The organism is Micromonospora humida, from assembly GCF_016901255.1.
Classification (GTDB): Bacteria; Actinomycetota; Actinomycetes; order Mycobacteriales; family Micromonosporaceae; genus Micromonospora; species Micromonospora wenchangensis.
The window spans coordinates 77,136-103,999 of the sequence record NZ_JAFEUC010000003.1 but is presented as its reverse complement, the minus strand read 5'-3'; the positions used below and the strand labels follow the sequence as shown (position 1 = coordinate 103,999).

24 protein-coding genes are annotated in these 26,864 nt (G+C 74.2%); 12 read left to right on the top strand and 12 right to left on the bottom strand.

Annotated elements, in window-relative coordinates; translation table 11 throughout:
* Positions 1-7 precede the first annotated feature (7 nt).
* Positions 8-1,618, bottom strand: a complete 1,611-nt coding sequence (locus JQX11_RS07525; protein ID WP_204924263.1) for an RICIN domain-containing protein — start codon at positions 1,616-1,618, stop codon at positions 8-10.
* A gap of 233 nt (positions 1,619-1,851) precedes the next feature.
* Here JQX11_RS07525 and JQX11_RS07520 point away from each other — a divergent pair, with 233 nt between their 5' ends.
* Positions 1,852-2,499: a DUF2238 domain-containing protein gene (locus JQX11_RS07520; protein ID WP_307826106.1), complete on the top strand. Its 648-nt coding sequence runs from the start codon at positions 1,852-1,854 to the stop codon at positions 2,497-2,499.
* A gap of 105 nt (positions 2,500-2,604) precedes the next feature.
* Here the strand turns inward: JQX11_RS07520 and JQX11_RS07515 are convergent, their stop codons facing one another.
* On the bottom strand, positions 2,605-3,744 hold the full coding sequence (locus JQX11_RS07515; RefSeq protein ID WP_204924261.1) for a CaiB/BaiF CoA transferase family protein: 1,140 nt from the start codon (positions 3,742-3,744) through the stop codon (positions 2,605-2,607).
* Positions 3,734-4,900, bottom strand: a complete 1,167-nt coding sequence (locus JQX11_RS07510; RefSeq protein WP_204924260.1) for an acyl-CoA dehydrogenase family protein — start codon at positions 4,898-4,900, stop codon at positions 3,734-3,736. Before JQX11_RS07510 ends, JQX11_RS07515 begins: the two co-directional genes overlap by 11 nt.
* Positions 4,901-5,050: 150 nt before the next feature.
* Here JQX11_RS07510 and JQX11_RS07505 point away from each other — a divergent pair, with 150 nt between their 5' ends.
* Together JQX11_RS07505 and JQX11_RS07500 are read left to right on the top strand one after the other, a co-directional pair.
* On the top strand, positions 5,051-5,692 hold the full coding sequence (locus JQX11_RS07505; RefSeq protein WP_204924259.1) for a TetR/AcrR family transcriptional regulator: 642 nt from the start codon (positions 5,051-5,053) through the stop codon (positions 5,690-5,692).
* Positions 5,693-5,789: 97 nt separating this feature from the next.
* Positions 5,790-6,452, top strand: coding sequence for a QsdR family transcriptional regulator (locus tag JQX11_RS07500; RefSeq protein WP_204924258.1), 663 nt, complete (start codon positions 5,790-5,792; stop codon positions 6,450-6,452).
* 19 nt (positions 6,453-6,471) lie between these two features.
* Here JQX11_RS07500 and JQX11_RS07495 read toward each other — a convergent pair whose 3' ends face one another.
* The 3 genes from JQX11_RS07495 to JQX11_RS07485 form a co-directional block, all read right to left on the bottom strand.
* The gene (locus JQX11_RS07495) at positions 6,472-7,425 is read right to left on the bottom strand and encodes an alpha/beta hydrolase family protein (protein ID WP_204924257.1); all 954 of its coding nucleotides are present in this window, start codon (positions 7,423-7,425) and stop codon (positions 6,472-6,474) included.
* Positions 7,426-7,630: 205 nt separating this feature from the next.
* Positions 7,631-8,449 (bottom strand): IclR family transcriptional regulator domain-containing protein, encoded by an 819-nt coding sequence (locus tag JQX11_RS07490; RefSeq protein WP_204924256.1) that lies wholly within the window; start codon positions 8,447-8,449, stop codon positions 7,631-7,633.
* A gap of 62 nt (positions 8,450-8,511) precedes the next feature.
* On the bottom strand, positions 8,512-9,972 hold the full coding sequence (locus tag JQX11_RS07485; protein ID WP_204924255.1) for an amidohydrolase family protein: 1,461 nt from the start codon (positions 9,970-9,972) through the stop codon (positions 8,512-8,514).
* Positions 9,973-10,219: 247 nt separating this feature from the next.
* Between JQX11_RS07485 and JQX11_RS07480 the strand changes: the two genes are divergently transcribed.
* Genes JQX11_RS07480 through JQX11_RS07460 form a run of 5 tightly spaced genes read left to right on the top strand, consistent with a single transcriptional unit; the run spans position 10,220 to position 14,409 of the window.
* Positions 10,220-11,380, top strand: coding sequence for a CaiB/BaiF CoA transferase family protein (locus tag JQX11_RS07480; RefSeq protein WP_204924254.1), 1,161 nt, complete (start codon positions 10,220-10,222; stop codon positions 11,378-11,380).
* Entirely contained in the window at positions 11,362-12,159 is a 798-nt protein-coding gene (locus JQX11_RS07475; RefSeq protein WP_204924253.1) for a citryl-CoA lyase, read from the top strand. The genes JQX11_RS07480 and JQX11_RS07475 overlap by 19 nt, the downstream gene beginning before the upstream one ends.
* Positions 12,160-12,194: 35 nt before the next feature.
* A complete protein-coding gene (locus JQX11_RS07470; protein WP_145920058.1) occupies positions 12,195-13,058 on the top strand; it encodes a DODA-type extradiol aromatic ring-opening family dioxygenase in 864 nt (287 codons plus the stop codon).
* Positions 13,055-13,417, top strand: coding sequence for a hypothetical protein (locus tag JQX11_RS07465; protein ID WP_204924252.1), 363 nt, complete (start codon positions 13,055-13,057; stop codon positions 13,415-13,417). Before JQX11_RS07470 ends, JQX11_RS07465 begins: the two co-directional genes overlap by 4 nt.
* Complete coding sequence (locus tag JQX11_RS07460; protein WP_232377458.1) at positions 13,417-14,409, top strand: quinone oxidoreductase family protein; 993 nt, start codon at positions 13,417-13,419, stop codon at positions 14,407-14,409. The genes JQX11_RS07465 and JQX11_RS07460 overlap by 1 nt, the downstream gene beginning before the upstream one ends.
* 12 nt (positions 14,410-14,421) lie before the next feature.
* Here JQX11_RS07460 and JQX11_RS07455 read toward each other — a convergent pair whose 3' ends face one another.
* From JQX11_RS07455 to JQX11_RS07445, 3 genes are read right to left on the bottom strand one after another with little or no spacing between them, the layout of a single operon-like run.
* Positions 14,422-15,285 carry a DMT family transporter gene (locus JQX11_RS07455; protein WP_204924251.1) on the bottom strand — a complete coding sequence of 288 codons (864 nt, stop codon included), beginning with the start codon at positions 15,283-15,285 and terminating at the stop codon, positions 14,422-14,424.
* Positions 15,282-16,010 carry a polysaccharide deacetylase family protein gene (locus tag JQX11_RS07450; protein WP_307826105.1) on the bottom strand — a complete coding sequence of 243 codons (729 nt, stop codon included), beginning with the start codon at positions 16,008-16,010 and terminating at the stop codon, positions 15,282-15,284. Before JQX11_RS07450 ends, JQX11_RS07455 begins: the two co-directional genes overlap by 4 nt.
* Positions 16,007-17,170 (bottom strand): MGDG synthase family glycosyltransferase, encoded by a 1,164-nt coding sequence (locus JQX11_RS07445; RefSeq protein ID WP_204924250.1) that lies wholly within the window; start codon positions 17,168-17,170, stop codon positions 16,007-16,009. Before JQX11_RS07445 ends, JQX11_RS07450 begins: the two co-directional genes overlap by 4 nt.
* Positions 17,171-17,308: 138 nt before the next feature.
* On the opposite strand from JQX11_RS07445, the gene JQX11_RS07440 reads away from it, so the two are divergent.
* The 3 genes from JQX11_RS07440 (at position 17,309) to JQX11_RS07430 (ending at position 21,757) form a co-directional block, all read left to right on the top strand.
* Positions 17,309-18,061, top strand: a complete 753-nt coding sequence (locus JQX11_RS07440) for a lytic polysaccharide monooxygenase (protein WP_204924249.1) — start codon at positions 17,309-17,311, stop codon at positions 18,059-18,061.
* Positions 18,062-18,195: 134 nt separating this feature from the next.
* Complete coding sequence (locus JQX11_RS07435) at positions 18,196-18,735, top strand: DUF305 domain-containing protein (protein WP_204924248.1); 540 nt, start codon at positions 18,196-18,198, stop codon at positions 18,733-18,735.
* Positions 18,736-18,913: 178 nt separating this feature from the next.
* Complete coding sequence (locus JQX11_RS07430) at positions 18,914-21,757, top strand: ATP-binding protein (protein ID WP_204924247.1); 2,844 nt, start codon at positions 18,914-18,916, stop codon at positions 21,755-21,757.
* 23 nt (positions 21,758-21,780) lie between these two features.
* Here JQX11_RS07430 and JQX11_RS07425 read toward each other — a convergent pair whose 3' ends face one another.
* The 3 genes from JQX11_RS07425 to JQX11_RS07415 all read right to left on the bottom strand — a co-directional run bounded on the left by JQX11_RS07425 (position 21,781) and on the right by JQX11_RS07415 (position 25,842).
* Entirely contained in the window at positions 21,781-22,536 is a 756-nt protein-coding gene (locus JQX11_RS07425; protein WP_204924246.1) for a MerR family transcriptional regulator, read from the bottom strand.
* Positions 22,537-22,735: 199 nt separating this feature from the next.
* Positions 22,736-24,187: an ATP-binding protein gene (locus JQX11_RS32970; protein WP_204924245.1), complete on the bottom strand. Its 1,452-nt coding sequence runs from the start codon at positions 24,185-24,187 to the stop codon at positions 22,736-22,738.
* Positions 24,184-25,842, bottom strand: a complete 1,659-nt coding sequence (locus JQX11_RS07415; protein ID WP_204924244.1) for an NAD(P)/FAD-dependent oxidoreductase — start codon at positions 25,840-25,842, stop codon at positions 24,184-24,186. The genes JQX11_RS32970 and JQX11_RS07415 overlap by 4 nt, the downstream gene beginning before the upstream one ends.
* A 395-nt stretch (positions 25,843-26,237) precedes the next feature.
* On the opposite strand from JQX11_RS07415, the gene JQX11_RS07410 reads away from it, so the two are divergent.
* Positions 26,238-26,561 (top strand): TraR/DksA family transcriptional regulator, encoded by a 324-nt coding sequence (locus JQX11_RS07410; RefSeq protein WP_204924243.1) that lies wholly within the window; start codon positions 26,238-26,240, stop codon positions 26,559-26,561.
* Positions 26,562-26,864 lie beyond the last annotated feature (303 nt).

The window sequence follows — 26,864 nt, the reverse complement described above, 5'->3', positions numbered from 1 at the left end:
CCGGGGGTCAGCAGCGGACGATCGTCGCGTTGTTCAGGGTGATGTTGCCGATGGTCAGGTTGTCGGCGCAGGGGTTCTCCACGATCCGGTTGTTGACCAGGGTGAAGTTGCGCAGGGTGAGGTCCCGGTTGCCGGGGAACTCGGCGCGTTCGGCGAGCCGGACCTCGCCGCCGCCGCTGATCGTGCCGCCGTTGGTGGCCAGGCTCACTCCGTAGCAGTTCTCGATGAGCACGGCGTTGTTGCCGGTGTTGGCGATGTCGACCCGGTCGATCGTCGCGCCCCCGGACTCGGAGACGCAGAACACGCCCCGGCCACCGCCCCGGGCCCGGACGGTGCCGACCCGGATGTTGGTCGGGTAGCTGTCGCCGATACGGCCGTTGCGGTTGGCCATCCGGAACGCGGCGTAGCCGGTGCCGGTGCCGGCGTTCTCGGCGTCGACGGTGGACACGGTGGCGTTGATGGTCTGGTTGAGCAGCAGACCGGACTCGCCGACGTTGCGGGCGGTGACGGTGCCCACGGTCAGCCCGTCCACGCCGTACGTCTCGACGGCGTGCGAGCTGGCGCCCGAGACGTACACGGTGTCGATGCGCACGTTGCGGGTCCACTGGCTGGTGTCGCCCCGGTTGTCGATGCGGACTCCGAGGCCGGCGGAGAGCCGCATGTCGAGCTGCCCCAGCACGACGTTGGTGACGTTGCGCAGGAAGACCCCGTACAGCGGGGTGCCGGTGAGGGTGAGGTGCTGCACCTCGACCTGGGTGGTGCCCCGGGAGTAGACGGGGGCCTGGTCACCGGAGCCGGTGCCGGTGACGTTGATCGTCCCGCACACGTCGAGGGTGGTGTAGCTGGGCAGCGAGATGCGGGAGTTGGCGCTCATCGAACCCGAGCCGCGCACCACCACCCGCTGCTTGCTGGTCCGCCCGGCGGTCAGGCTGTTCACCGCGGCCTGTACGGCGGCCCGCAGGTCGGTGCCGGTGTGTACGGTCGTCCCGCCGTTGCGGACGGTCCAGGTGCCGCCGGCCAGCACCGCCTCGGCCTGGAAAGCGCCGCTGCCGCAGTCGGCGGTGCCGCCCGGCCGGACGAGCTGCCACTGCTGGTTGGTCCCGTCGAGGTCCTGGTACTGGGAGATGGTCGCCCCGTCGGCGGTGGACCGTTCCCACACGTCGAGGGCCTTGCCGGAGTGCCGGTTGAGCAGCCGGACGTAGCCGCCGGCCGAGTCGACGAGCCGGAAGTGCTGCCGGGTGTTGCCGCTGGTCGCCGGGTTCTGCACCAGGGCCGTGCCGTCGAGGGCGTTGGGCAGTTCGAGGACCTTGCCGCTGTGCGCCGAGCGGAGCTGGTAGTAGCCGCTGCCGACGTCGACGAACCGCCACCGCTGCACGGCGAGGTCGTTGCGGGTGTACTGCCTGACCGGCGCGCCGTCGGCGGTGGACCAGTCGTACAGGTCCATCGCCTTGCCGCTGTTGCGGTTGACGAGCACGTAGTCCACGCCGGTGTCGACGGTGGCCGCGGAGGCGGCCGGCGGGGCGACGGCGGTGGCGGCGGCGACCAGGGCGAGGGTGGTGACGGCCAGCAGGCCGAGCCGCCGGGGACGGGGACCTCGGGTGCGGGTGGCGGGTGGCATGGGGCTCCTTCTGCGGTGACGGGGTGCCAGGACGGGCCGCCTGCACCGTATCGACACCCATGGATTCAGGTAAACCCCGCCGGTCGGTGCCGACCGGGCAGGCCCGGACCGGACCTGCGCCCCACCGCTCCGACGCACGGGCGGCCCGACGACGGTGCTCCGACGTGGGCGCTGTTATCGTCGGCGGCCGGGCGGCGACTGGGCGGCCCCCACGCATCGAACAGGTGGTCGCCGTGACCCGGGCCCGTACCCTCGTCCCGCCGCTGCTGCTGGGCCTCGTCGTCGTGGCGCTGGTGCTGTCCGGCATCCGGCCGTACGACCGGCTGACCTGGCTGCTGGAGACGGTCTGGGTGATCGTCGGCGTGCCGGTGGTGCTGCTGGTGTGGCGGCGCTTCCCGTTGACCACCCTGCTGTGCTGCCTGCTGGCGGCGCACGCGCTGGTCCTCATCGTCGGCGGGCACTGGACCTATGCGCGGGTCCCGCCGGGTGACTGGGTACGCGACGCGCTCGACCTCTCCCGCAACCCGTACGACCGGCTCGGGCACTTCGTGCAGGGCTTCGTCCCGGCGATCCTGGTCCGCGAGATCCTCGTCCGGCGTTCCCCGCTGCGCGGCAGCCGCTGGCTCGCCCCGCTGGTGGTCTGCGCCTGCCTCGCCTTCAGCGCCTTCTTCGAGATGATCGAGTGGTGGTCCTCGGTGGCCGGTGGCTCCGCCGCCGACGACTTCCTCGGCACCCAGGGCGACGTCTGGGACACCCAGTGGGACATGTTCCTCGCGCTGGTCGGGGCGGTCACCTCGCTGGCCCTGCTCAGCCGGTGGCACGACCGCCAACTACCGGCCGCCACCCCCGCCCGTCCGGCTCCCGCCGTCCCGGTGGGCTGACCGGCCCGGTCCGTCGCCGCTCCGGCTCGACTGCCCCGCCGGTCGCCCACCGCCGCACCCGGTCGAGCGCCGGACCGGTGCTCGCCGGCCGGCCGGGTCGGCAGGTCACGGTCGGTCGGCCCAGGCGTCGAGGACCGTGGCGACGTCCAGCGGCTCGGCCGGGTCCGGTGCCGGCCGGGGCGGCGGCGCGGGGGTCCGGGCGAACCGGGGTGCGGGTGCCGGCTGCACCTCGCCGCCCACCGCGACGAAGGTGCCCCGGGCGGCGTTGTGCGGATGGCGGTGCGCCTCGGTGGGGGCGAGCACCGGCGTGACGCACGCGTCGCGGTCGGCGAAGACCGCCGTCCACTCGTCGCGGGTGCGTTCGGCGAACCGGGCGGTGAACCGCCGCCGCAGCTCCGGCCAGCCGGCCGGGTCGTACTGGGCGGGCAGCGTCGGGTCGTCGGCCAGGCCGAGGCCGGTCAGCAGCGCGGCGTAGAACGCCGGTTCCAGCGCGCCCACCGCCACGAACCCGTCGTCGGCGGTGCGGTAGGTGTCGTAGAACGGCGCGCCACCGTCGAGCAGGTTGCCGCCCCGGGGGGCGGTCCACCGGCCCGCGCCGAGCATCCCGTGCAGGAAGGCGGTGAGCAGCGCCGACCCGTCGACCATCGCGGCGTCGACCACCTGCCCGAGGCCGGAGCGTTCCCGTTCCAGCAGCGCGGCCAGCACCCCGGTGACGAGCAGCATCCCACCCCCGGCGAAGTCGCCGAGCAGGTTCAGCGGGGCGTGCGGGCGGTGCCCGGGGCGGCCCAGCGGCTCCAGCGCGCCGGCCAGCGCGATGTAGTCGATGTCGTGCCCGGCGCGGTCGGCCAGCGGGCCGTCCTGCCCCCAGCCGGTCATCCGGGCGTACACCAGGCGGGGGTTGCGGTCCCGGCAGGTCTCCGGCCCGAAACCGAGCCGCTCGGCCACCCCCGGCCGGTACGCCTCGACCAGTACGTCGGCCCGCTCGACCAGACGCAGCAGGTCGGCCACCCCGGCGGGGGTCTTCAGGTCCAGCGTGGTGACCCGCCGCCCCCGGTGCAGGGGGCCGGTCGCCGGGACGCTCAGCCGTCCCGGACCGACGCCGCCCGGCCGGTCGACGCGCACCACGTCCGCGCCGAGGTCGGCCAGCACCATGCAGCCGAACGGGGCCGGGGCCAGGCTGGCCAGCTCCACGACCCGTACCCCGGCCAGCGGTCCACGGGTGGGCGCGTCGGGGTCAGAGGGCACGGGCGATCAGCTCCTTCATGATCTCGTTGGTGCCGCCGTAGATCTTCTGCACCCGGGCGTCGGCGTACATCCGGGCGATCGGGTACTCGGTGGTGTAGCCGTAGCCGCCGAACAGTTGCAGGCACCTGTCGACGATCTCGCACTGTCCCTCGGTGAGCCAGGCTTTCGCCATCGCCGCGGTGGCCACGTCCAGCTCGCCCCGGTCGTGCCGGCCGATGCAGTCGTCGAGGAACACCCGGCTGACCCGGGTCCGGGTGACGCACTCGGCCAGCACCATCCGGGTGTTCTGGTGGCCGATCAGCGGTTTGCCGAAGGCGGTGCGTTCCTTGACGTACGCGGTGGTCAGCTCGACGGCCCGCTGCATCGCCGCCACCGCGCCGACGCCGATGACCAGGCGTTCCTGGGGGAGTTGCCGCATCATCTGGCCGAAGCCGAGCCCCTCGGCCCCGCCGAGCAGGTGGTCGGCCGGCACCCGCAGCCCGTCGAAGAACAGCTCGGCGGTGTCGTTGCCGTGCAGCCCGATCTTGGACAGCAGCCGGCCCCGCCGGAATCCGGCCGGTTCGTCGCCGACCTCGCAGACCAGCAGGGAGATGCCGGCGGCGCCCTGGGTCGGGTCGGTCTTGACGGCCAGGACGACCAGGTCGGCGAGGCCGCCGTTGCTGATGAACGTCTTGGCCCCGGTGACCAGGTAGTCGTCGCCGTCGCGGACGGCCCGGGTCCGGATCGCCTGCAGGTCGGAGCCGCCGTCGGGTTCGGTCATCGCGATCGCCCCGACCAGCTCCCCCCGGCACAGTCCGGGCAGCCAGCGCCGCTGCTGCTCGGCGCTGCCGTAGGCGACCAGGTAACCGGTGACGATGCCGCTGTGCACCCCCAGCCCGAGGGTGCTCTCCCCGACGTGTGCCTGCTCGTGCAGCAGGACCGCCTCGTGGGTGAAGCCGCCGCCGCCCCCGCCGTACTCCTCGGGCACGGACAGGCCGAGCAGGCCCAGCTCACCGGCGCGCCGGTAGTGGTCGCGGTCCGGGTGGCCCTGGGCCAGCAGTCGTTCGGTGTGCGGCAGCACCTCCCGGGTGAAGAAGTCGCGGGCCAGGTCGGCGAGGTCGTCGTGCTCGGGCGCGCGCCACGGCGAGGTGTAGGTGTCGAGTCCAGGCGTCGGCATGGGTCCACCCTCACGCCCTGTTGGCGACGTGTCAACAATCCTTGATCATCGTCCGGCGTCGACCCGCCCGCCGGCGACCGGCACCCCGGCTGACGGGACCGGCCGCCGACCCGGGACACGCCGCGCCGACCTGCCGATAGGGTTCGGCGGATGAGCGTTGACACCGAACCCCGGCGACGGCGGCTGGAGCCCGACGCCCGGCGGGGACAGATCCTCGCCTGCGCGGTACGGCTGTTCGGCGCGCGCCCGTACGCGGACGTGTCGACCACCGACGTCGCCCGCGAGGCCGGGGTGGCCCGGGGCCTGATCAACCACTACTTCGGCACCAAGAAGCAGCTCTACCTGGAGGTCGTGCGGGTGATGGTGACGGTGCCCGGGGTCGCCGTCGAGCGGCTGCCCGACGGCGACCTGCGCACCCGGGTCGACGCCAGCGTCACCTGGTTCCTCGACGTGGTCTCCCGGCACCGCGACTCCTGGCTGGCCGCCGTGACCGCCGGTGGGATGGGCCACGACGCCGACGTCGCCCGGGTGCTCACCGAGGCCGAGGAGGTCGCGGCGGACAGCGTGCTCGTCGCGGTCGGGCTGGCCGACGTCACGACCTGCCGGGCCGAGCTGCGCGGCATGATCCGGGCGTACGGGGGGCTGGCCACCTCGACCGCCCGGGAATGGCTCCAGCGGGGCGCGCTGGACCGCGACCAGGTGCACCTGCTGCTGACCGCCACCCTGCTGACCATCGTGGAGCAGGTCTATCCGGCCATCGCCGGTCGTCCCGCCGCGTCCCACCCGGACTGATCCGCCGACGGGCCGCGCCGCTCGCGTCGGCGCAGCTCACCGCGATGCCGGTGGGGATGTCGTTGAACAATCGATGGTCGACGACCGTGTACCAGGTATGGGCTCAGCGACGTTCCGTCCGCGCACGTCCGGTGCCGCACGGCCCGACAACGCGGGCGGCCACGGCGCACCCGGCGGGTCGCGTGGCCTGCCACCCCGCCGGGTGCTCAGCCACGAGGCCCTGGTCCGGGGCGGCGGCTACTACTTCCTCGCCCACGGCACGGTCGACATGGACGGGTTGGCCCGTGCCCTGGCGGTCAGCCGGGCGACCCTCTACCGCGTCGCCGGCAGCCGGGACCGGTTGCTGGGCGAGGTGCTGTGGTGGCTCGGCAACCGGCTGCTCACCGTGGCCCGTCGGGCCCGGCGCGCCGACGGGGTCGGTGGCGTCGTGGAGGTGACCCGGCACTACGTCGGGGAGCTGTCCCGGTCCGCGCCGTTCCGCCGGTTCCTCGCCGCCGAACCGGAACTCGCCGCCCGGATCCTGTTCACCACGCCGGGGCTGGTGCACCGCCGCTTCGTCCGTGCCCAGGTGGCGATCTTCCGCGAGGTGCTCGGCCCCGACCTGCGGGCCCTGCCGGGCGAGCCGGAGTCGCTGGCCTACCTCTACATCCGCATCGTCGAGTCCGCACTCTACGCCGAGCTGCTGACCGGACGCCCGATCGACCTCGCCCTGGCGGAGCAGGCCCTGCGGTCGCTGCTCACCTCGACGCCCCCGGCCTGAGCCGGGGGCGTCGGGCGGATCAGACCGCGTGCGGACAGCTGTCCCGGTACGCGGATATCTCGGCCCCGGTCCGGGGCGGTGGACAGAGGAACTGCTCGTAGCGGACGTCCTCGTCGACGAAGCGCTTGAGCCAGGAGATGCTGAACGACGCGATGGTGGTGTCCGGCGTGTTGGGCGCGAAGTGGCTCGCTCCGTTCAACTCCAGGTACGCCTTGTCCAACCCGTCGGGCAGGCTGGCGAAGAACGGTTCGGCGTGGCTGCGGGTCGGTGCGACGGTGTCGTTCTCGGCGCCCACGATCAGCGTCGGTACCTGGGACCGGGACCAGTCCCTGGTCAGGTTCCACGGCGTCAACGGGATCGCCGCCCGCAGCGACGGCCGCGCGATGGTCGCTTCCAACGCGCCGCCGCCGCCCATCGAGTGGCCGATCACGCCCAGCCGGTCGCGGTCGATCCGGTCGCGCACCGTGCTGCTGTCCACCAGGAAGTCCAGCGCCGCCAGCAGTTGCCGGCCCCGGCTGGCCGGCTGGTCGGAGCGGGTCACGGTGTCGATGTTGAACACGACGAACCCCTGGGAGGCCAGTCGTGGCCCCAGCCAGGCCATGCTGGACCGGCCGGCGGTGAACCCGGGCGCGATCGCCACCGCACCGAAGGTGCCCTCGGCGGTGCTGGTCGGGAAGTAGATGGTGCCGCCGCCGAAGCCCCGGACGCTCAGCGCGGACACGGTCGTCTCGGCGGTCGCGAAGGGTCCCCGGGCGGCGGCGATGCTGGCCGCCGTCGGGGCCGGGCCACGGGGGTACCCGCCGTCGGCGGCGTCGGCCGTCGGGACGAGGGTGAGGCCGGAGGCGACCAGCAGGCCGCTCAGCGTCACGACGAGCAGGGCGCGCAGTCGCCGCCACCGTCGGTCGGACGGTCGGCCGGCGGTGGCGGTGTGCCGCCCGGGACGGGGCGGTGCGGTACGGACGGAAGGTTGCATCGACGCTCCCACGGATCGACGGGCGGCCGGTGCGCTCTCCGTCGCGGGGCGGGCCCGGCGCCGGCGGGAGAGGCCGGACCGGGCGGCGGAGGGCGTCGGCCGGGACGCCGGCCGGTGCGGCACGGCGTACGGCCGACGGTGCCAGGGCGGGAAGCCGCTGACCAGCCTGGACGGTGATCCTGAGACGGCTGTCGCAGCCGCCGGCTCAGCCCGGACGGTTGGTGGCGGGCCGCTGCACGGTCATCGGCACGGAGTCCAGCCGGGCCCAGTCCCGGCTGATCTCGGCGGCGGTGCGCAGCAGGCGGGGCAGGTGCTCGTCGGTGAGCCGCTCCAGTGAGGTCTCGGCGGCGTGCACGGTGACGTTGAGCGCTGCCACCACCCGGCCGTCGCCGTCGCGTACCCCGGTGGCGACCGACCGGATGCCGGCGGCCAGGTCCTGGTCGGCCAGGGCCCAGCCGCGTGCCCGCACCTCGCGCAGTTCCCGGTCCAGCTCGGCGCGGTCCGGCTGCCAGCGGGCGGCGATGCCGGAGCGGCTCGGCACGGCCAGCACGGCGGTGAGTTCCGCCGGGGTGAGGGCGGCCAGCAGCACCTTGCCCATCGAGGTGGCCACGGCCGGGAACCGGGTGCCGATGGTCACCGCGAGCGTGACGATCTTGGGCACCGCGACCCGGGACACGTAGACGATGTCGCTGCCGTCGAGCTGGGCCAGCGAGGTCGACTCGTCGGTCTCGGTGACCAGGTGGCGCATGTGCGGACGGGCGACGTCCCAGATGCTCAGCGAGTTGACGTACGCCACGCCCAGCTCCAGCACTCGGGGGGTGAGCGCGAAGCCCCGGTCGGCGGCGCGCACGTAGCCCAGCTCCTCCAGGGTGAGCAGGATGCGGCGGACGGTGGGGCGGGCCAGCCCGGTCACCGTGGCGATCTCGCTGAGCGTCATCGTCGGCTGGCCCGGACGGAAGCAGCGCAGCACGTCGAGGCCGCGCGCCAGCGCCTCGATGAAGTCGGTTCCGGCCTCGCGCCCCATGGGGTCCCTTCGCTGGCTGCCCCGCGCCCGGCGGGCGGTCACCCGCCGGGCGCGTCGGATGGCTAATGCTTCCACTGTGCCGAGCCGGCGTCCCACTCGGTGTAGGTGTACGGGTTGTCCAGCACCGCCGTCTCGGGGACGTCCGGGTTCATCCCCTTCTCCCACGCGTCGACGCCCATCGTGGCGGTGAGGTGCTCGACGGTGCGTTCCACGGCGGTGCGGGCGGCGGCGAGGTCGACGTCGACCAGCCGGTGCTCGTGCTTGACCACCCGGCCGTCGACCAGCACGGTGTGCACGTCGCCGCGCTGGGCCTGGAACGCAACGTGGCCGTAGGGGTGCAGGATCGGGAACATCACCGGCGACCGGTCGTTCTTGATCAGCACCACGTCCGCCCGGCGGCCCGGGGTGAGGGCGCCGACGAGGTGGTCGAGGCCGAGTGCCCGGGCGCCGCCCCGGGTCGCCCACTCCACCACCTGCTCGGCGCGCAGGTGGCAGTGGGTGACGGTCTCCTGTCGACCGTGCGCCTCGAGGTGTTCCCGGGAGCGGTCGGCGCTGAGCGTGGCGCGCATCGCGGAGAACAGGTCCCCGCTCCACCAGACGCTGGTGTCCATGGACAGCGAGACCGGGATGTCGTGCTGGCGTAGCTGCCAGGTGGGCGGGTAGCCCTGGCCGGCGCTCTGCTCGCTCTCGGTGGACACCGAGACCGAGCCGCCGGTGGCCGCGATCCGGTGGTACGAGTCGCGGTTGAGGGTGGCGGCGTGCACGTAGACGGTCGACTCGGTCATGAAGCCGTGCTCGTGCATCAGCCGGATGCCGTCGTCGTTGGTGGCCCCCCAGACCCCGGCGTGGGTGGTGACGGGTACGCCGAGGTCCCGGGCGACCTCGAAGGCGGCCCGCTCGGGGAAGGTCGGGTCGCCGGTGACGTCGAAGGCCATCTGGAAGCCGAGCCGGTCGCCGCGACCGTGGATGCGGCGGGTGACGAAGTCGCCGAACTCGGGGGTGGTGGCCCACTCCCACGGCCCCTGTTGCAGGTTGCCGTAGGCGAGCACGAACCGGCCCGGCACCGCCTCCAGGGCGTCGACGGCGGCGTCGGCGTGCTGCGGGGTCTGCAGGCCGTGCGACCAGTCCACGGTGGTGGTGACCCCGGCGTCGATCGCCTCGATGGCGGCGAGCAGGTTGCCGGCGTGGACGTCCTCGGGGCGGAACAGTTTGCCGGATTCCAGGTAGTACCAGACGAAGTACTGGGTGAGGGTCCAGTCGGCGCCGTAGCCGCGCATCGCGGTCTGCCACATGTGCCGGTGGGTGTCGATCATGCCGGGCATGACGATGCCGCCGGCCGCGTCGATCTCCCAGGTGCCCTCGGGCACGTCCAGCCCGACGCCGACGGCGGCGATCCGGTCGTCGACGACCAGCACGTCGGCGCGGGGCAGCACCGTGTGGGCGTCGTCCATGGTCAGCACCAGGCCGTTGCGGAAGACCACCGGCCGGCCCACCGCCGGTGTCCGCCCCTCGTTCGCGCTCATCGCCGCCACTTCCGTTCCGAGGTCTGCGGACGATCGTCCGCTGTACGGTCAGATCAAGTTTCGCCAGTGTGTTCCCGGTCACCGGTCATGTCAAGGGCGAGTTGCCGAACTGTTTCCGCTCGTTGCAAACGGCGTGGAGCTGGGAGTTTCCCGAGAATTGCCTCGGGGTGTTGACGCCCGGTGGGCTCATCGGGAAACTGGCCAGGCGGACAGTCGTCCGCCTGGCGGTCAAGTCGAGGGGTGGGGCATGGCGGAGGAGACACCGAGCAGGACCGGGCCGCTGCACGGCGTCGTGGTGGCCGACTTCTCCCGCATCCTCGCCGGGCCGTACGCCACCATGCTGCTGGCCGACCTCGGCGCCGAGGTGATCAAGGTGGAGGGGCCCGGCGGCGACGACACCCGCACCTGGATGCCGCCGGTCCGTGACGACGTCTCCACCTACTACCTGGGCATCAACCGCAACAAGCGGTCCATCGCGCTCGACCTCACCGACCCCGACGACCTGGCCGTGGCGCACAAGCTGGCCGCCCGCGCCGACGTCCTGATCGAGAACTTCAAGCCCGGCGGGCTGCGCCGCTTCGCGCTGGACTACGACACCGTCGCCGCCGGCAACCCCCGGGTGGTCTACGCCTCGATCAGCGGGTTCGGCACCGGCGCCGGCGCGGGCTACCCCGGATACGACCTGATGGTGCAGGCCATCTCCGGGCTGATGAGCCTCACCGGCGACCCGGACGGCCCGCCCTACCGGGCCGGCATCTCCGTGTTCGACGTGATGGCCGGGCTGCACGCCTCGATCGGCATCCTCGCCGCCCTGCACCACCGGCACGACTCGGGCCGTGGCCAGCACGTCGAGGTCAACCTGCTCTCCTCCGCGCTGTCCGGCCTGGTCAACCACAGCAGCGGCTACGTCGCGGGCGGGGTGGTGCCCTACCGGATGGGCAACGCCCACCCCAGCCTCTTCCCGTACGAGCCGCTGCCCGTCGCCGACGGCGAGCTGATCGTGATCGCCGGCAACGACGGGCAGTTCCGCCGGCTCTGCCAGGTGCTCGACCTGCCGGAACTCGTCGACGACCCCCGGTTCACCCGCAACCAGGACCGCACCGCCAACCGGGAGGCGCTGCGCCCGCTGCTGGTCGAGCGGCTGCGCCGACGCACCCGCGACGAGTGGTTCACCGACCTGATGGCCGCCGGGGTGCCCTGCGCCCCGATCAACACCATCGACGGCGGGGTGGCGCTCGCCGAACGCCTGGGGCTGGATCCGGTGGTCACCGTCGGCGAGGGCACCGCCGCGGTGCCCGGGATCCGGCACCCGATCACCCTTTCGGACACCCCCGCGCGGTACGGCACCCCGCCGCCCGCGCTCGACGAACACGGCGAGGAGATCCGCGCGTGGCTGACCGGCAGCTAGACTTCCCGACCTCGATCGGCACCTCCGACCCGACCACCATCCGCCTGCTCGGTCAGGACCTGGCCGGCGACCTGATGGGCCGGGTGGGCTTCGGTGAACTGGCCTTCTGGCTGGTCGCCGGGCGTCGCCCCGGCCCCGGCGAGGTCCGCGTCTTCGAGACCGTCCTGGTGGCCCTGGCCGACCACGGCTTCACCCCCACCGCGATCGCCGCCCGGCTGACCTACCTCAGCGCGCCGGAGGCGTTGCAGGGCGCGATCGCCGCCGGCCTGCTCGGTGGCGGCTCCCGCTTCCTCGGCGTCACCGAGGACTGCGGCCGGTTCCTCGCCGACACCCTCGCGGGTCTCACCGAGCCGCCCACCGACGACGCCGGCTGGGACGCCGTCGCCCTGGACGCGGTCCGCGCCGCCCGCGCCGACAGGCGTCTGGTGCCGGGGCTCGGCCACCCGGTGCACAAGGAGACCGACCCGCGCACCCCGGTGCTGATCGCGATCGCCGAGCAGGAGGGCCTGCGCGGGCCGCACCTGCGGCTGTTCGAGGCGATCGGCCGGGTCCACCCGCAGGTGCTCGGCCGCACCCTGCCCCTCAACGGCGCGGGCGTGTGCGGCGCGGCCCTGGCCGACCTCGGCCTGCCCATCGACCTGCTGCGCGGCTTCGCCCTGCTGGCCCGCACCGCCGGCCTGCTCGGCCACCTCGCCGAGGAACGCCGTCGCCCGCTCGGCATGGACATCTACCGCACCGTCGACCGCAACGCCCGGTACGTGCCGGACGACGCCGACTGATCCCCCCACCTCCACCGTCTGCGAGAGGAGCGGCCATGGCCCAGGTCGTCGCGGTCATCGCCTCCACCCACCATCCGTTCTACTACCGCGCCACCACCGCCACCGGCGAGGACCGGCCCCCGTTCGCCGACGAGTGGGCCCGCAAGATCCTCGCGTTCCGGGAGACCCTCACCCGGGCCAGGCCGGACGTGCTGGTGATGGTCGGCTCCGACCACTTCCACCAGCTCTGGCTGGACAACATGCCGCAGTTCCTGGTCGGCAAGGCCCCGTTCTACGACGCCAACTGGTACAACGAGGAACGCGAGTTCGGCCTGCCCCGGATGCTGCTGCGCGGCCAGGAGGACCTGTCGGCCCACGTGCTGCGGGCCGGCCTGGACGCCGGGTTCGACCTGGCCTTCAGCAACGAGCTGCGGATCGACCACAGCATCACCTGCCCGATCATCACGCTGCGGCCCGAGGCGGACCTGCCGATCGTGCCGATCTACACCAACATCTTCGCCCCGCCGCTGCCGCAGCCGAAACGGTTCGTGCAGCTCGGCGCGGCCATCCGGGAGATCGTCGAGAGCTGGCCCAGCCACCTGCGGGTGGCCGTCATCGGCACCGGACACCTGTCGCTGGAGCTGGGCGGGCCCCGCCAGTTCGGCCCGCAGGGCCCCGACCCGGAGTTCGACCGCCGGGCGGTGGAGTGGATCGCCAACGGCGACCTCGACGGCTGCCTGTCCGAGGTGACCCTGGACAGCCTGCACGCCCCCGGCAACGCCACCCACGGCTTCATGGACTTCATGCTGATGATGGGGGTGGCCGGCGCGGGCGCCAAGGCAGACCACGTGGACACCCTCGACCTGTTCCACACCATGGAGGCGTACTTCACCTGGTACCCGAACGGAGCGCCGGCATGAGCCGCTACCTGGTCGACAAGTTCCTCTACACCGTCGACCGCGACCCGGAGCTGGTCGAGCGCTACCGCACCGACCCGCACGGCACGGTGGCCTGGTGGGAGGCCGAACGCGCCAACGCGGTCCTCAACTGCCACACCGGCGAGGCGAGCACCTGGCTGCGCTTCACCGACGAGGAACGCGACGCGCTGGCCAGCCACGACCATGTCCGGCTCTTCGCCCTCGGCGCCCACCCGTTCCTGACGTTGACCCTGTTCATCGCCATGTTCGAACGGGACCACGTCGAACCGATGGCCTACCAGAAGCAGTACGGCCTGCGGCTGGCACACTTCTCGCTGCCCTACCCCGACATCGCCACCTGATGGCCGCCGGAGCCGACCCCGCGTCGATGTCCGCCGTCGTCGTCACCGGTCACGGCGTGCCACCCGAGGTGGTCACCCGCCCCCGACCGGTGCCGGCCGACGGCGAGGTGCGGGTACGCGTCACCGCCGCCCCGCTGACCCCGCTGGACCTGCTCTGCGCCTCGGGCACCTCCTACCTGGGCGCGCCGGCGTTGCCGTACGTCCCCGGGGTGCAGGGCGTGGGCACCCTCGACGACGGCACCCCGGTCTGGTTCCCCACCCGGGCGGGGATGGCGCCGGGCGACGGCAGCCTGGCCGGGTACGCGGTGGTCCCCGCCGCCGACCCGGTGCCGCTGCCGCCGGACGCCGACCACCACCTGGTGGCGGCCCTCGGACTCTCGGCGGTCGCCGCCTGGGCGGCGTTGACCCTGCGCGGTGGACTACGACCTGGGGAGGTGGTGCTGGTGCTCGCCGCCGGCGGCACGGTGGGGCAGGCCGCCGTGCAACTCGCCCGGCTCGCCGGGGCGGGACGGGTGGTCGCCGCCTGCCGGTCCGACGCCGCCGTCTACTCCGCCCGCCGCTGCGGCGCGGACGCGGTGGTCCGGCTCACCGCCACCGATGATCCGCAGACCCTCGCCCGGCGGTTCCGGCAGGCCGCCGACGGCCCGGTGGACCTGGTGCTGGACCCCCTGTTCGGGGTGCCCGCCGTGGCGGCCCTGCGTGCCCTGGCCCCGGGTGGCCGGCTGGTCAACCTCGGCGGGTCGGCCGCGCCGACCGCGACGATCGACTCGGCCACCCTGCGCGGCGGATCGTTGCGCCTGCTGGGCTACACCAACAACGAGCTGACCCCCGCCGAACGGGCCGCGGCCATCACGCTGGTCGCCGGGCACGCCGCCGCCGGCCGGTTGACCGTCACCCACCAGGTGCGGCCGCTGGCCGAGGCGGTCGACGCCTGGGCCGACCAGCGGGCCGGCACCACCGCCGGTCGCCTCGTCCTGGTGCCCCCGGACTGACCGGCACCCGGCTCACCGCCGCCGGGCGGGTGCCGGGTCCCGGGCGGCCCGGGACACGCCGAGCCGGACGCCCACCACGAGGGCGACGACCGCGCCGACGACGAGCGGCAACCGGACCCCGGTCAGCGACAGGGTCTCCCGGAACGCCGTGGCCCCGACGAGCACCCCGGTGACCGGTTCGGTTAGGGTCAACGCGACAAGCGGCGCGGCGAGCCGTCCGTGCTGGAACGCGGCCTGGTTCACCTGCACGCCGAGCAGGGCGACCACCACCAGCGCCCACGACCTCGGGTCGAGGGCCAGCGCGACCGGGTCGCCGTGCCACCGGGCGGCCACCGCCTTGAGCAGGGCGGCGCTCACCCCGTAGAGGACCCCGGCGGCGATGCCGAGCAGGGTGCCCCGGGCCGCGTCGCCGGCCCGGCGGGCGGCGGCCAGGCAGCCGGCGACGACGGCGACGGTGCCGGCGGCGACCCACCCCCAGGCCGACGCGCCCGGCTCGGTCACCCCGGCCCGGGGGTCGGCGGCGGCCAGGAAGGTGACCAGCCCGGCGGTGCCGACGAGGGTGGCGGCGAGGTCGCGCCGGTGCACCGGCTGCCGGCGCCAGCCGGCCTCGATCAGGATGGCCATGAACAGCCCGCTGGCCAGCAACGGTTGCACCAGGGTCAGCGGTCCGTAGCGCAGCGCCACGGCGTGGGCGCCCACCCCGACGACGTCGGGGATCCAGCCGAGCTGCCAGAGCCGGGTCCGCACCAGCCGCGACAGCAGCCGCAGGTCCAGCGCCCGCCGCCGCTGCTGCTGTTTGGCCGCGCGCTGGTGCAGCGTGGTGGACAGGGCGAACGCGAACGCCGCGACGAGCGCGGCCAGCACCGCGAGGGTCATGTCCCGTCCAGGTGGTCGCCGAGCGGGCCCACCGTCCACCCCCGTTGCCGGCACTCGTCGAGCAGGTGGGGGAGGGCGTCGAGGGCGGACCGCCACGCGCCGGGCGTGGCGGCGCAGGAGGAGTCGTGCAGCAGCACGGTGCCGCCGCCGCGCAGACCGCGACGGAGTTCGGCCAGGACCGACCGGGCGTCGGCGGTACGGGTCCAGTCCCGTCCCCAGCACGTCCAGAGCACCGGCCGCAGACCCAACCGGCGGGCGGCCAGCAGGGCCGGCCCGGTCGACACCCCGTACGGCGGGCGGTAGAACCGGGGGGTCTGCCCGGTGACGGCGACGGTCAGTTCGTGGGCGGCGGCGAGGTCGCGGCCGGTGGCCAGCGGCCCCCGCAGCAGCAGGTTGCGGTGTTCCCCGCCGTGCAGGGCGACCTCGTGCCCGGCGGCGACCAGCCGCCGTCCCAGCTCGGGGTGCCGGCGCAGCATCGTGCCGAGCAGGAAGAACGTGGCCCGTACCCGGTGGGCGGCCAGCACCTCCAGGAAGTGCGGGGTGGACCGCGGGTCGGGGCCGTCGTCGAAGGTCAGCGCGATCCGGTCCGGCGGTCCCACCCCGTCGAGCCGGTGCAGCAGTCGCCCCCGCAGCGCCGGCAGCGCGGTGACCGCCGGCGCCCCGTGCAGGCCGGCGGCGACGGCGACCAGGCCCGCCGCCAGCAGGCCCGCCGTCCGCTGCCTCACCGGTGGTCCCGCGTCGGGGCGAGCAGCGCCGCGACCACCGCCACGGCGTCGCCGAGGCCCCGGCGTGGCTGGTGGTACGCCCGGCCGTCACCGGGTACGGTGGCCATCGCGGTGACCAGTGCCTCCACGGCGGCCGGGTCGGCGGACAGCGGGTCGGGCCGGTCGCGCCGGCCGGCGGTCTCCACCAGCGCCGGCCGCAACTGCTCCACCGACGACGCGCGTCGGGTCAGGCCGGCCCGCGCGAGGATGCCGGCGTTGGCCCGCCCGTGTCCGGGCAGCGGCCGGTAGGTCACCACGGGCACCCCGGCGGAGAGCGCCTCCTGGCAGGTCAGGCCGCCCGCGTTCTCCACCACGACGTCCACCGCGCGCATCAGGGTCGGCATGTCGTCCACCCAGCCGAACACGTGCTCCCAGTCCCGGCGCAGCCGCTCGTAGAGCGGGGTGTTGCGCCCGCACACCACCACCGGTCGGGCCCAGCCGGTCGCGCCGACCTCCGCCACCGTGGTCTCGACGTCCCCGGCGCCCCACGCCCCGGCGACGATCAACGCCAGCCGGTCCTGCTCGGGCAGCCCGAACCGGCGGCGGGCCTGCCGCCGGTCGGTGCGGTGCGCGCCGCCGAAGGCGGGTGACACCAGCGGTTGCACCGTCGTGACCGGGGTGGCGTCGGCGTCGGCCGGGGGCGCCTCGGCGTGCCGCAGCGCGTAGTACCGGTCCACGCCGGGGCTCAGCCAGGTGGGGTGGAGGGCGAAGTCGGTGACGTAGCTGACCACCGGGACGGTGAGCCGGCCCTGCCGGCGCAGCGGTCCGAGGAGTTGGTTCGCGAAGGGGTAGGTGGTCACCACGGCGAGGGTGTCCGGTGGGATGGCCCGGCCCAGCCGGCGTCGTACCGGTCGCAGCAGGCCGCGGATCAGCGCGACGGACAGCCGGGACCGGGCGGTCAGGGTGAACAGCGCGTCGTAGCCGCGGGGGAGCCGACGCAGCACGTCGCGGTACGCCTCCCGCAGCATCCAGCGCACCGGGCGCGGCAGCACGTCCAGCAGGTTCAGCCGGTCCACCGTGAGGCCGCGTTCCCGCAGCCGGCGGGCCAGTTCGCCGGCTGCGGTGTCGTGGCCGGCGCCGACGTCCGCCGAGATTACGAGGACCCGCCCTCGGCACTCCATGCGGGCGCGGATACCCGTCGCGGGTCGGGACAGTCCCGGGGGCGGCCGGCATCCGGTGCCGAAAACAGGAAGACGTCTTTACTGTTAACAAACTTTAATTTACCGTGGTGACAATCCCCCCTCGTCGAGGAGTACCCCATGCGCCGCACGATCACCGTCCCCCTGGTGACGACAGGTGCCGTCGTCACCTCCCTGGGCCTCGCCGCCCCCGCCCAGGCCCACGGCTACGTCTCCGCCCCGCCCAGCCGCCAGGCCCTCTGCGCACAGGGCAAGGTGCCCGACTGCGGGCAGATCCGCTACGAGCCGCAGAGCGTCGAAGGCGTCAAGGGCCTGCGCAGCTGCAACGCCGGCATCACCCAGTTCGACGTCCTGAACGACGACAACCGGGGCTGGCCGGCCACCCCGGTCGGCAGCACGGTCACCTTCACCTGGGTGAACACCGCCCGGCACGCCACCAGCACCTGGGAGTACTTCATCGGCGGCACCCGGGTCGGCGTCGTCGACGGCGGCGGCCGGCAACCCGAGGCCACCGTCTCGCACACCGTCAACCTCGGCGGCTTCACCGGCCGACAGAAGATCCTGGCCGTCTGGAACATCTCCGACACCGCCAACGCCTTCTACTCCTGCGTGGACGTGCAGATCGGCGGAACCGGCCCCACCCCCACCCCGAGCCCGTCGCCGACCCGCACCCCCGCGCCCACGCCCACCCCGACCCGCACCCCGACCCCGACCGCCGCGCCGACCACCGGTGGCAGCTGGACGGCCGGTCGCAGCTACCAGGTCGGCGACGTGGTCACCTACCAGGCGGTGAGCTACCGGTGCCGGCAGGCGCACACCGCCCTGCCGGGCTGGGAGCCGCCCTACGTACCCGCCCTGTGGACCCGGATCTGACCCGGCCGTCGACCATGCCACCGCCTCGACCGGGCGTCACGTCCCCACCCGCCGCCGGCCCCCGACGGGCCGGCGGCGGCCGGCCACCCGTGCCCGCCGGCCGACCCGGCCGCCGCCGGGGCACCCTGGTCGCCGTGGCGGCCCTGCTGCTCGCCGGATGCGCGTCCACCGCGCCTCCGGCCACCCCCGCGCCGGCACCGTCGGGCACGACGACCGTGGTAGACGGAACCGACCTGGTGTTCCTGCACACCATGACCGCCCACCAGGAACGGACCCTGGCCATCGTCCGGGCCGCGCCGCAACGGGTCCGGGAACCCCGGTTGCGGACCCTCGTCGCGGCGATCGACGCCACCGAGAGCGACGAGGTGGCCCAGGCCCGCCGGTGGATCGCCGCCGCCGGCCCGGCCGGCGACCACCACCGGCACGCCCACCCCGACCCGGGCGACACCCCCGACCCGGTAGCACTGCTGCGCGGCACCCCGGACGCCGGCTACGACGCCGCCCTGGTGGCGGTGCTGGTGCCGCAGCAGCGGCAGGCCGCCGCGCTGGCCCGGGCGCACCTGGCGGTGGCGGTCGCCCCGGCCGTCCGCGACCTGGCCCGGCGCATCGACGAGTCCCGCACCGCGCAGATCCGACTGATCGCCGCGCTGCCTGTCACCCCGCCCACCCGCTGACCACCGACCGACGCCGCACGACGACGCCACACCGGAAACGGCCGATTCCGCCATCCGTACGGTCAGCGGGCCGAATCGTTCGGTCACCCCCGCGACATCGATGTTCCTCGTGTTTCCGGCCACCGGTATAGTCCCGGCAATCCCCATTGGAGGGTCGCAGGGAATACACGTGATCTGCGTGACGGCAGCTGGGCTGGAGGATGCGCTGTCCGGCTCACCATTCGTCGGACGGCGGCCGGAGGTCGCCCGCATCCGCGCCGCCCACGCCGACAGCGTCCGCACCGGCACCCAGGTCGTGTGCGAGGTGGTCGGCGACCCGGGAATCGGCAAGACCCGCCTCGTCCACGCCGCGCTGGACGGCTGCCTCCCGGCCCTGCCCCGGGCCGTCGGCACCTGCGTGGAAGCCGAGCGGGACATCCCGTTCCACGTCTTCCGGCACGCCTTCGGCGCCCCCCACCCCGTGCGCGTCGACCCACAGCACCCCACCGCCGTGCCCGACGGCCTGCCGACCCCGCCCGCCGTCGCTCCGCTCGACGTACGCCAGTTCCGCACCTACCAACTGGCCCGCCGGCTGCTCACCCTGGCCGCCCGCGACGGGCTGGCCCTCGTCCTGGACGACCTGCACTGGGCCGACACCTCGTCCATGGGGCTCGTCGCCCACCTGCTGCGCTACCCGGTGTCCGCGCCGCTGCTGCTGATCCTGGTCTACCGGCCCCGCCAGCTCGACACCGCGATGCCGTTCGGCCCGCCCGACGCCGGCATCCCCGGCGGCCGGGGCCGGGAGCGGATCGAACTGGGACCACTCAGCCTCGCCGAAACCGTCGCGCTGTACCCGGACGAGGACCCGGCCGACCTGGGCCGCCGCCACGACCGGGCCGCCGGCAACCCCGGCTACCTCGCCGCGCTGGACGCCGTCGGGCCGGCCGACGGCGACCGGGACGCTGCGCCGACCACCGGACCCCGGCTCACCGACCGGGCCGTGGCCACCCTGCGCGCCGAGTGGGCCGGCCTGGCCCCGGTCGACGCGACCTGCCTGCGTGCCGCGGCCGTGTGCGGCACACCGTGCGGGGTGGACCTGCTCGCCGAGGTCGCCCGGCTGCCGGCCGGGCAGGTGACCGAGTCCGCCTGGCGTCTGGTCCGCCGGGACCTGCTGCGGGTCGTCCCGACCACGGCACGGTTCACCTTCCGGCACCCGGTGCTGCGCGCGGCGGTCGCGCAGGACACCGACCCGGCCTGGCGGGCGGAGGCACACCACCGGGCGTTGACCGTGCTGCTCGCCCGGCAGGCCCCGCCGGCCGAGCGGGCGGAGCAGGCCGAACACCTGCTCGGGCTGCCCCACGGCCGGCCGGTCGAACCCTACGTCGACGTGCTCTGCCGGGCCGCCGAGCAGATCCGCGGCGACGCCCCGGAACTGGCCGTCCGCTGGTTGCGTACGGCGTTGCGCGCGGTACGCCCGCCGGCCGGCTCCCCGGACAGCCGGCACGACGTCACCCTGCTGCTGGCCCGGATCACCGGCGAGATGGGCAACCTCGCCGAGAGCCGCACCCTGCTGCGGGAGGTCGTCCCCGAACTGCCCGTCGACCCGACCGGCCGCCGGACCGCCGCCGTCGCCCAGTGGGTACGGGTGGAACGCCTGCTCGGCAACTACGCCGAGGCCGCCGCGATCAGCCGCCGGGAACTGGTCGGCACACCGACGCCGACCGCCGGGGCGTTCCAGCTCGCCACCGAACTCGGCGCGATCGGCATCCTGTCCGGTCACCCGTCGCCGGTGCCCGGCGGCGCACCCGACGGCGAGGCCAGCGGCGTCGACCGGGCCGGCCTGCTCGCCGTGCGCGGACTCGCCGCCGCCCACGACGGTGAGGTGCAGATCGCCCGGGAGTTGCTCGCCGTCGGCGCGCCGATCGTCGACGCGCTGCCCGACCGGGACCTGCGCGAGCGCCCCGACTGCCTGCTGGCGTTCGGGCTGGCCGAGCTGTTCCTGGAACGCCCCGCCGACGCCACCCGGCACCTCGACCGGGGAATCACCCTGGTCCGGGACGCCCACCGCGACGACGGGCTCTGCCAACTGCTGCTCGGCCGCAGCCAGGTCGCCTACCACCGGGGCCAGCTCGGCACCGTGATCGGGCTGACCACCGAGGCCGGCGGCATCGCCCGCCGGATCGGCAGCCGTTCCCTGCTCAGCTTCGCCCTCGCCTTCGAGGCGCAGGCCACCGCGTGGCGGGGTGGCCCGCGCGACGACGAGCGCGCGGTGGCCCTGGCCCGCACCGCCGTGGAGCTCGCCAACGACCTCGACAGCTGGTCGGGACGGACCGCGGCGACCGCGCTGGCCACCGCGACACTGCTCGCCGGGGACCCCGCCACCTGTGTGGAGATGCTCACCGACGCCGGTGGCGACAGCCGGCTCACCCGCCTGCAGGCCTCCCTGCGACCGATGTGGCACGAACTGCTCTGCGCCGCCGCCCTGGCCGCCGGGGACCTGCCCGAGGCGTACCGGCGGGCCCGCGCCGCGTTGGCCGCCGCCGACCTGCTCGGCCTGCCCGGCCAGTACGCCTTCGCCGAATCGGCGTACGGGGAGGTGCTGCTCGCCCGGGGCGAGGTGCTGACGGCGCTGCCGTACCTGCGCACCGCGTCGGACCGGTTCCGGGCCGCCGGCATGACGCTGCGGCACAGCCTCGCCCTGGTCGCCATCGCCCGCGCCTCCGAGGCGGTGGACCAGCACGGCCCCGCCGGCCGGGCCCGCCGCCGGGCACAGGAACTGGCCGCCCGGTGCGGCACCGAACGGGTCGGCCTGCGACTGGCCCGGCCGGTGCGGGCGCTCGCCGAGACCGCCCTGACCGACCGGGAGTGGCACATCGCCCGGCTGGCCAGTACCGGCGTCACCAACCGGCTGATCGGCCGTCAGCTGCACATCAGCCCCCGCACGGTGGAGGCGCACCTGACCCGGATCTACCGCAAGGCGGGCGTGGAGTCCCGCTCCGGTCTGGTCGCCTGGGTGTCCCGTTTCGACGACACCGACCGCTGAGCCGGGCCCCCGCTGCGGTGGCGTCAGCCCTTGTCGGCCAGGGCGCCGTCCCCGACGGGCGTCGGCTGTGGACCGTTGGTGTCCAGCAGGCCCGCGATGTGCGCCTCGGCCTGGTGCTCCACCGCCAACCGGAACGCCTCGGTGAGCACGTTGACCACCCCCTGGGTCAGCAGGATCGTCTCCCGGTCCCCGTCGGACCACGACGGCCGGGGCCCGCCGCCACCCAGTTCGGGGGCGAGCGTCAACATCCGGGCGGTGACCTCCGCGACCAGTTCGTCGGCGAGGGGCCGGACGCTGTCGAGCACCTCACTGAGTGCCTGCAACGCCGGCACCGTGCCCATCCGGACCCGGTGCAGGTCCAACGCGGCACGCAACGGCCGGGGCCGCACCGTGCGCACCGTACCGTCCGGCGCCCGCCCGATCACCCCGTGCCGGGTCAACGCGTGGGTCAACGCGGGCCGTTCGGCAGCCAACCGTTGCAGCATCGCGGTCAGCCCGTCGGAGGTGTCGTCGCCGCCCCGCACGCCGAGCATCGCCTCGATGGAGACCAGGTTGAAACCCTGCCGTTGCAGCGTCAGGATGGCCTCCAGCCGGCGGACGTGGGAGTCGTCGTAGAGCGCGACCCGACCCCGGCGCACCGGGGGTGCCAACAGCCGGCGGGCCTGGTGGGCGCGGATGTTCCGCGCCGACATGCCCACCTTGCGGGCGAGTTCCTCAACGGTGTAGCCGACCGCGGTGCCGGCGGTCGCCGGCCCGGTCGTCACCCGGTCGATGGTCACGATGGCCTCCGCCTGCGTCGGGGACGGGGTACGGCGACCTGCCGGCCGGTTGCGGCGGACGGCAGACCCCCCGTGGCCGAGCGTATGGCCGGGCCACTCCCGGCGACATGAGGGGAACCACTACTTGCCCCCGACGGCGACCAACCATTATCCTCCGTGACCGCGCGATCACAGCATCCTCGGACGGCCGGATTCGCTGTCAGCGTCCCCGGGCGTCGGTGGCGCGTCCCGGGGCGGTGAACGGCAGGAGCACCCGGAACACGGTCGACCCGGGCACGCTCTCCACCCGGATGTCGCCGTGGTGCTTGTTGACCACGATCCGGTACGAGATGTCCAGCCCCAGCCCGGTGCCCTCACCGACGGCCTTGGTGGTGAAGAACGGTTCGAAGATACGCGGCCGGACCGCCTCGGCGATACCCGGCCCGGTGTCGACGATCTCGACGGCCAGCAGGTCGCCGGCCCGGCCGGTGCGCAGCGTCAGGGTGCCCTCCGGGCCCATCGCCGACAGCGCGTTGTCGATCAGGTTCGTCCACACCTGGTTCAGCTCGGCCGCGTACGCCGGAATCGGGGGCAGGTCCCGGTCGTACGCCCGGACCACCCGCACCCCCGGCGGCACCTTGGCCTTGAACATGACCAGGGTGGCGTCGAGCAGGTCGTGCACGTCCACCACCTGGTGCGGGGCCCGGTCGAGCTGCGAGTACTGCTTGGCCGCGCCGACCAGGGTGGAGATCCGGGTGACCGCGTCGTCGATCTCGGCCATCAACTGCTCGGTGTCCAACGTGTACGACAGCCACCGCACCGCCGACTCCAGGTCCTGCTGGCCGACCACCTCGCGGACCTGCTCCAGCCAGGCGGTGTCCAGGCCGGCGGCGACAAGCGTCGGCGCCAGGTCCCAGCCGGCGGTGACCCGCTGCCCGTCCAGCCAGTCGGCCAGGGCGTCCTCGGCGTCGCTGGCCGCCATCGGGGACAGCTGCGGCGCGCGGGCGGCCCGCTTCACCGCCTCCTCCTGCAACTCCACCAGGGCGTGCAGCCGCCGGCCGTCGAGCCGGCCGTCGGCGATCATCGCCAGCTTGTGCCGCATCCCGGCGACCCGGTCCCGCAGCGCCGAGGTGGCCCGTACCGCCGCCCCGGCCGGGTTGTTCAACTCGTGGGTGAGCCCGGCCGACAGCGAACCCAGGGCGAGCAGCCGTTCCCGCTCGCCGATGATGGTCTGGGTGTCGCGCATCCCGAAGAACAGCCCCTCCAGCAGGTGCATGGCCATCGGGAACCAGGTCCGTACCGCGTGGGCGAACGTCTCGGCGGGTAGCACCAGGAACGCGGCGTCGGTGACCGCGCGCAGCGTGTTCAGGTAGACCTGGTCGACCTGCCCACCGAGGTACGCCTGGGTGGCCCCGCCGTACACGCCGCGCTGGTCGGTGCGGGTGACCTCCAGGTCGTCGCCGTGCACCCGCCGGCTCATCGACACCGTGCCGGACAGCAGGGTGAAGAAGCAGGTCGCCTCCTCGCCCTCGGCGTAGACCACGGTGCCGGCGGCCCGGTGCTCGACCCGACCGTGTTCGGCCAGCCAGTCGAGCTGGTCGGCGTCGAGGGCGGCGAACAGGAACAGCTCCCGAACCTGGTCCGGGGTGAGTCGTTCGTCGGAGTCGCTCACTGTGCCTCCAGATAGCGGTGTACCAGCGAGACGGCCATGGCACCCTCACCGACCGCCGAGGCGACCCGCTTGACCGAGGAGGCCCGCACGTCACCGGCGGCGAACACCCCCGGCAGGCTCGACTCCAGGTGGTACGGGTCGCGGGCGAGGGTCCACCCCGGTAGTTTGCGGCCACCGACCGTCAGGTCCGGGCCGGCGACGATGAAGCCCCGCCCGTCGCGGACCAGCACCCCGTCCAGCCATTCGGTGCGCGGCTCCGCGCCGATGAAGATGAACAGCCACGAGGCGTCCACCTCGCGGACGTCGCCGCCGCGGGTGTCCCGCAGCCGCAGCCGTTCCAGGTGCCCGTCGCCCTCGCCGCCGACCACCTCGGTGTGCGGGTGCACCACGATCCGGTCGATCCGGTCCAACTGCTGGATCAGGTACGACGACATCGAGGCGGTCAGGTCGGCACCCCGGATCAGCAGGTGCACCCGGCTGGCGTACCGGGAGAAGTGCACCGCCGCCTGGCCGGCGGAGTTGGCCCCGCCGACGATCCAGACGTCCTGGTCGACGCAGCTGGGTGCCTCGGTCGACGCCGCGCCGTAGAACACCCCGCGCCCGGTCAGGTCGGCCAGACCGGGCGCGTCGAGCACCCGGTAGGACACGCCGGTGGCCAGCACGACCGTGTGCGCGGCGATGGTGCTGCCGTCGCCGAAGTGCAGCAGCCGGGCCGCTCCGGCGCTCTCCAGCCCCACCACCTCGCGGGTGCTGAGCAGCTCCGCGCCGAACTTCAACGCCTGCCGGCGGGCCCGGTCGGTGAGCTGGGCGCCCGAGACCCCGTCGGGGAAACCGAGGTAGTTCTCGATCCGGCTGCTCTGCCCGGCCTGGCCGCCGGTGGCCCGCCGCTCCACCAGCACGGTGCGCAGCCCCTCCGACGCCCCGTAGACGGCGGCGCCGAGCCCGGCCGGCCCACCACCGACCACCACCAGGTCGTAGAAGTCGGCGGACGGGGCGACGGTGAGCCCCGCCACCGCCGCCAGTTCCGCCTCCGTCGGGGCGACCAGCGCCTTGCCGTCCGGGGTGACCACCAGCGGTACGTCGGTGGCGTCGGCCCCGGCGGCGGCGAGCAGCCGGCCACCCTCCGGGTCGTCGGTGAGCAGCCAGCGGTAGGGCACCAGGTTGCGGGCGAGGAAGTCACGGACCGCGAACGACGGGGCCGACCAGCGGTGCCCGACCACCCGGATCTCGTCGCTGGCCTGGTCGGGGCTGGCCAGCCAGGCCTCCAGCAGGGTGTCCACCACCGGGTAGAGCTTCTCCTCCGGCGGGTGCCACGGCTTGAGCAGGTAATGGTCCAGGTCGACCACGTTGATCGCGTCGATCGCCGCCTCGGTGTCGGCGTACGCGGTCAGCAGCACCCGGCGGGCGGCGGGGAAGAGGTCCATCGCGGCCTCCAGGAACTGGATGCCGTTCATCTCGGGCATCCGGTAGTCGGCCAGCATCACCGCCACCCGTTCGCCCCGCAGCTTGATCTCCCGCAGCGCCTCCAGCCCGCCGGGGCCGGAGTCGGCCCGGACCACCCGGTACCGGTCGCCGTACCGGCGGCGGATGTCCCGGGCGACCGCCCGGGAGACGGCGGGGTCGTCGTCGATGGTGAGGATCACCGGCTGTGCCATGGTGCCCATGTAAGCACAGCCGTCGGGCCGGTCGTCCGGGCCGCCGAGGGCGGTCCGGCAGTGGTCGGCCCGACGGTGGTTATCCGTTGGTTTTCCCCCGGACACGGCCTATGGTTGCCCCCATGTACCCGGCCGTCAGCCTCCGCCCGACCGCCACCGGTTCCCCGGTGGCGGTGGTCGTGGTCGGCCGGTGCGGGGCGGTGGTTCCCGGCGGGACCGTTCCCGACGCGACCCTGCCCGCCGTCGTGCCCACCCAGGGGCGGCCGAGCCCGATCCCCGCCGGGCGTGGCCCACCCGGAGACCCCGCATCCTCCGCAACGGCCACCAGGGCGAAGCCACCAGGCTTCGGCCCTTTTTCTATTTTCCGGCTTTTCTGAGCCCGAAAGGACCCTTCCATGAGCACCGATCTGCACCACCAGGCCGACCAGCACCGGCTGACCATGCTCCGCGAGAGCCTCACCGACCAGTTCGCGTCGCAGACCGCCCGGTTGACCGAGCTGACCGCCGACACCGGTGATCCGGCCGAGGCGCACACCCGGGGCGCGCTGATCGCGGCGACCCGGCAGAGCCTGGACCACCTGGCCGGCGCGCTGCGCAGGATCGCCGAGGGGAGCTACGGCCGTTGCGAACGCTGCGAGGTGTCCATCCCCGCCGAGCGGCTGGAGGTGCTGCCCCAGGCCCGCTTCTGCGTGCCCTGCCAGCAGAAGGCACACGGCTGACCCACCAGGTGCGGCCCCGCACCGGTGGGCCGGTTCCGGTCCCCACCCGCCGGCCCCCGGGCTGGCGGGTGGGGACCGGTGGTCGGTTCGCATCCTCTCGAGCTGATGACGGTGACGCGTCATCTGTCGACGGCGTCACACCGGGAGCCCGGCCCGGCAGCCCCGGAGGCCGCGAAACCTCGTCGTGGTGCCCGGTGTCGTGGTGCCCGGTCGGGAACCGAGTCGTTGACGTCGTCAGATCGAAAGGACGCGCACCGGTCATCCCCACCCCGGATCCATCCCACCTAGCAGCCTAGGATGCCC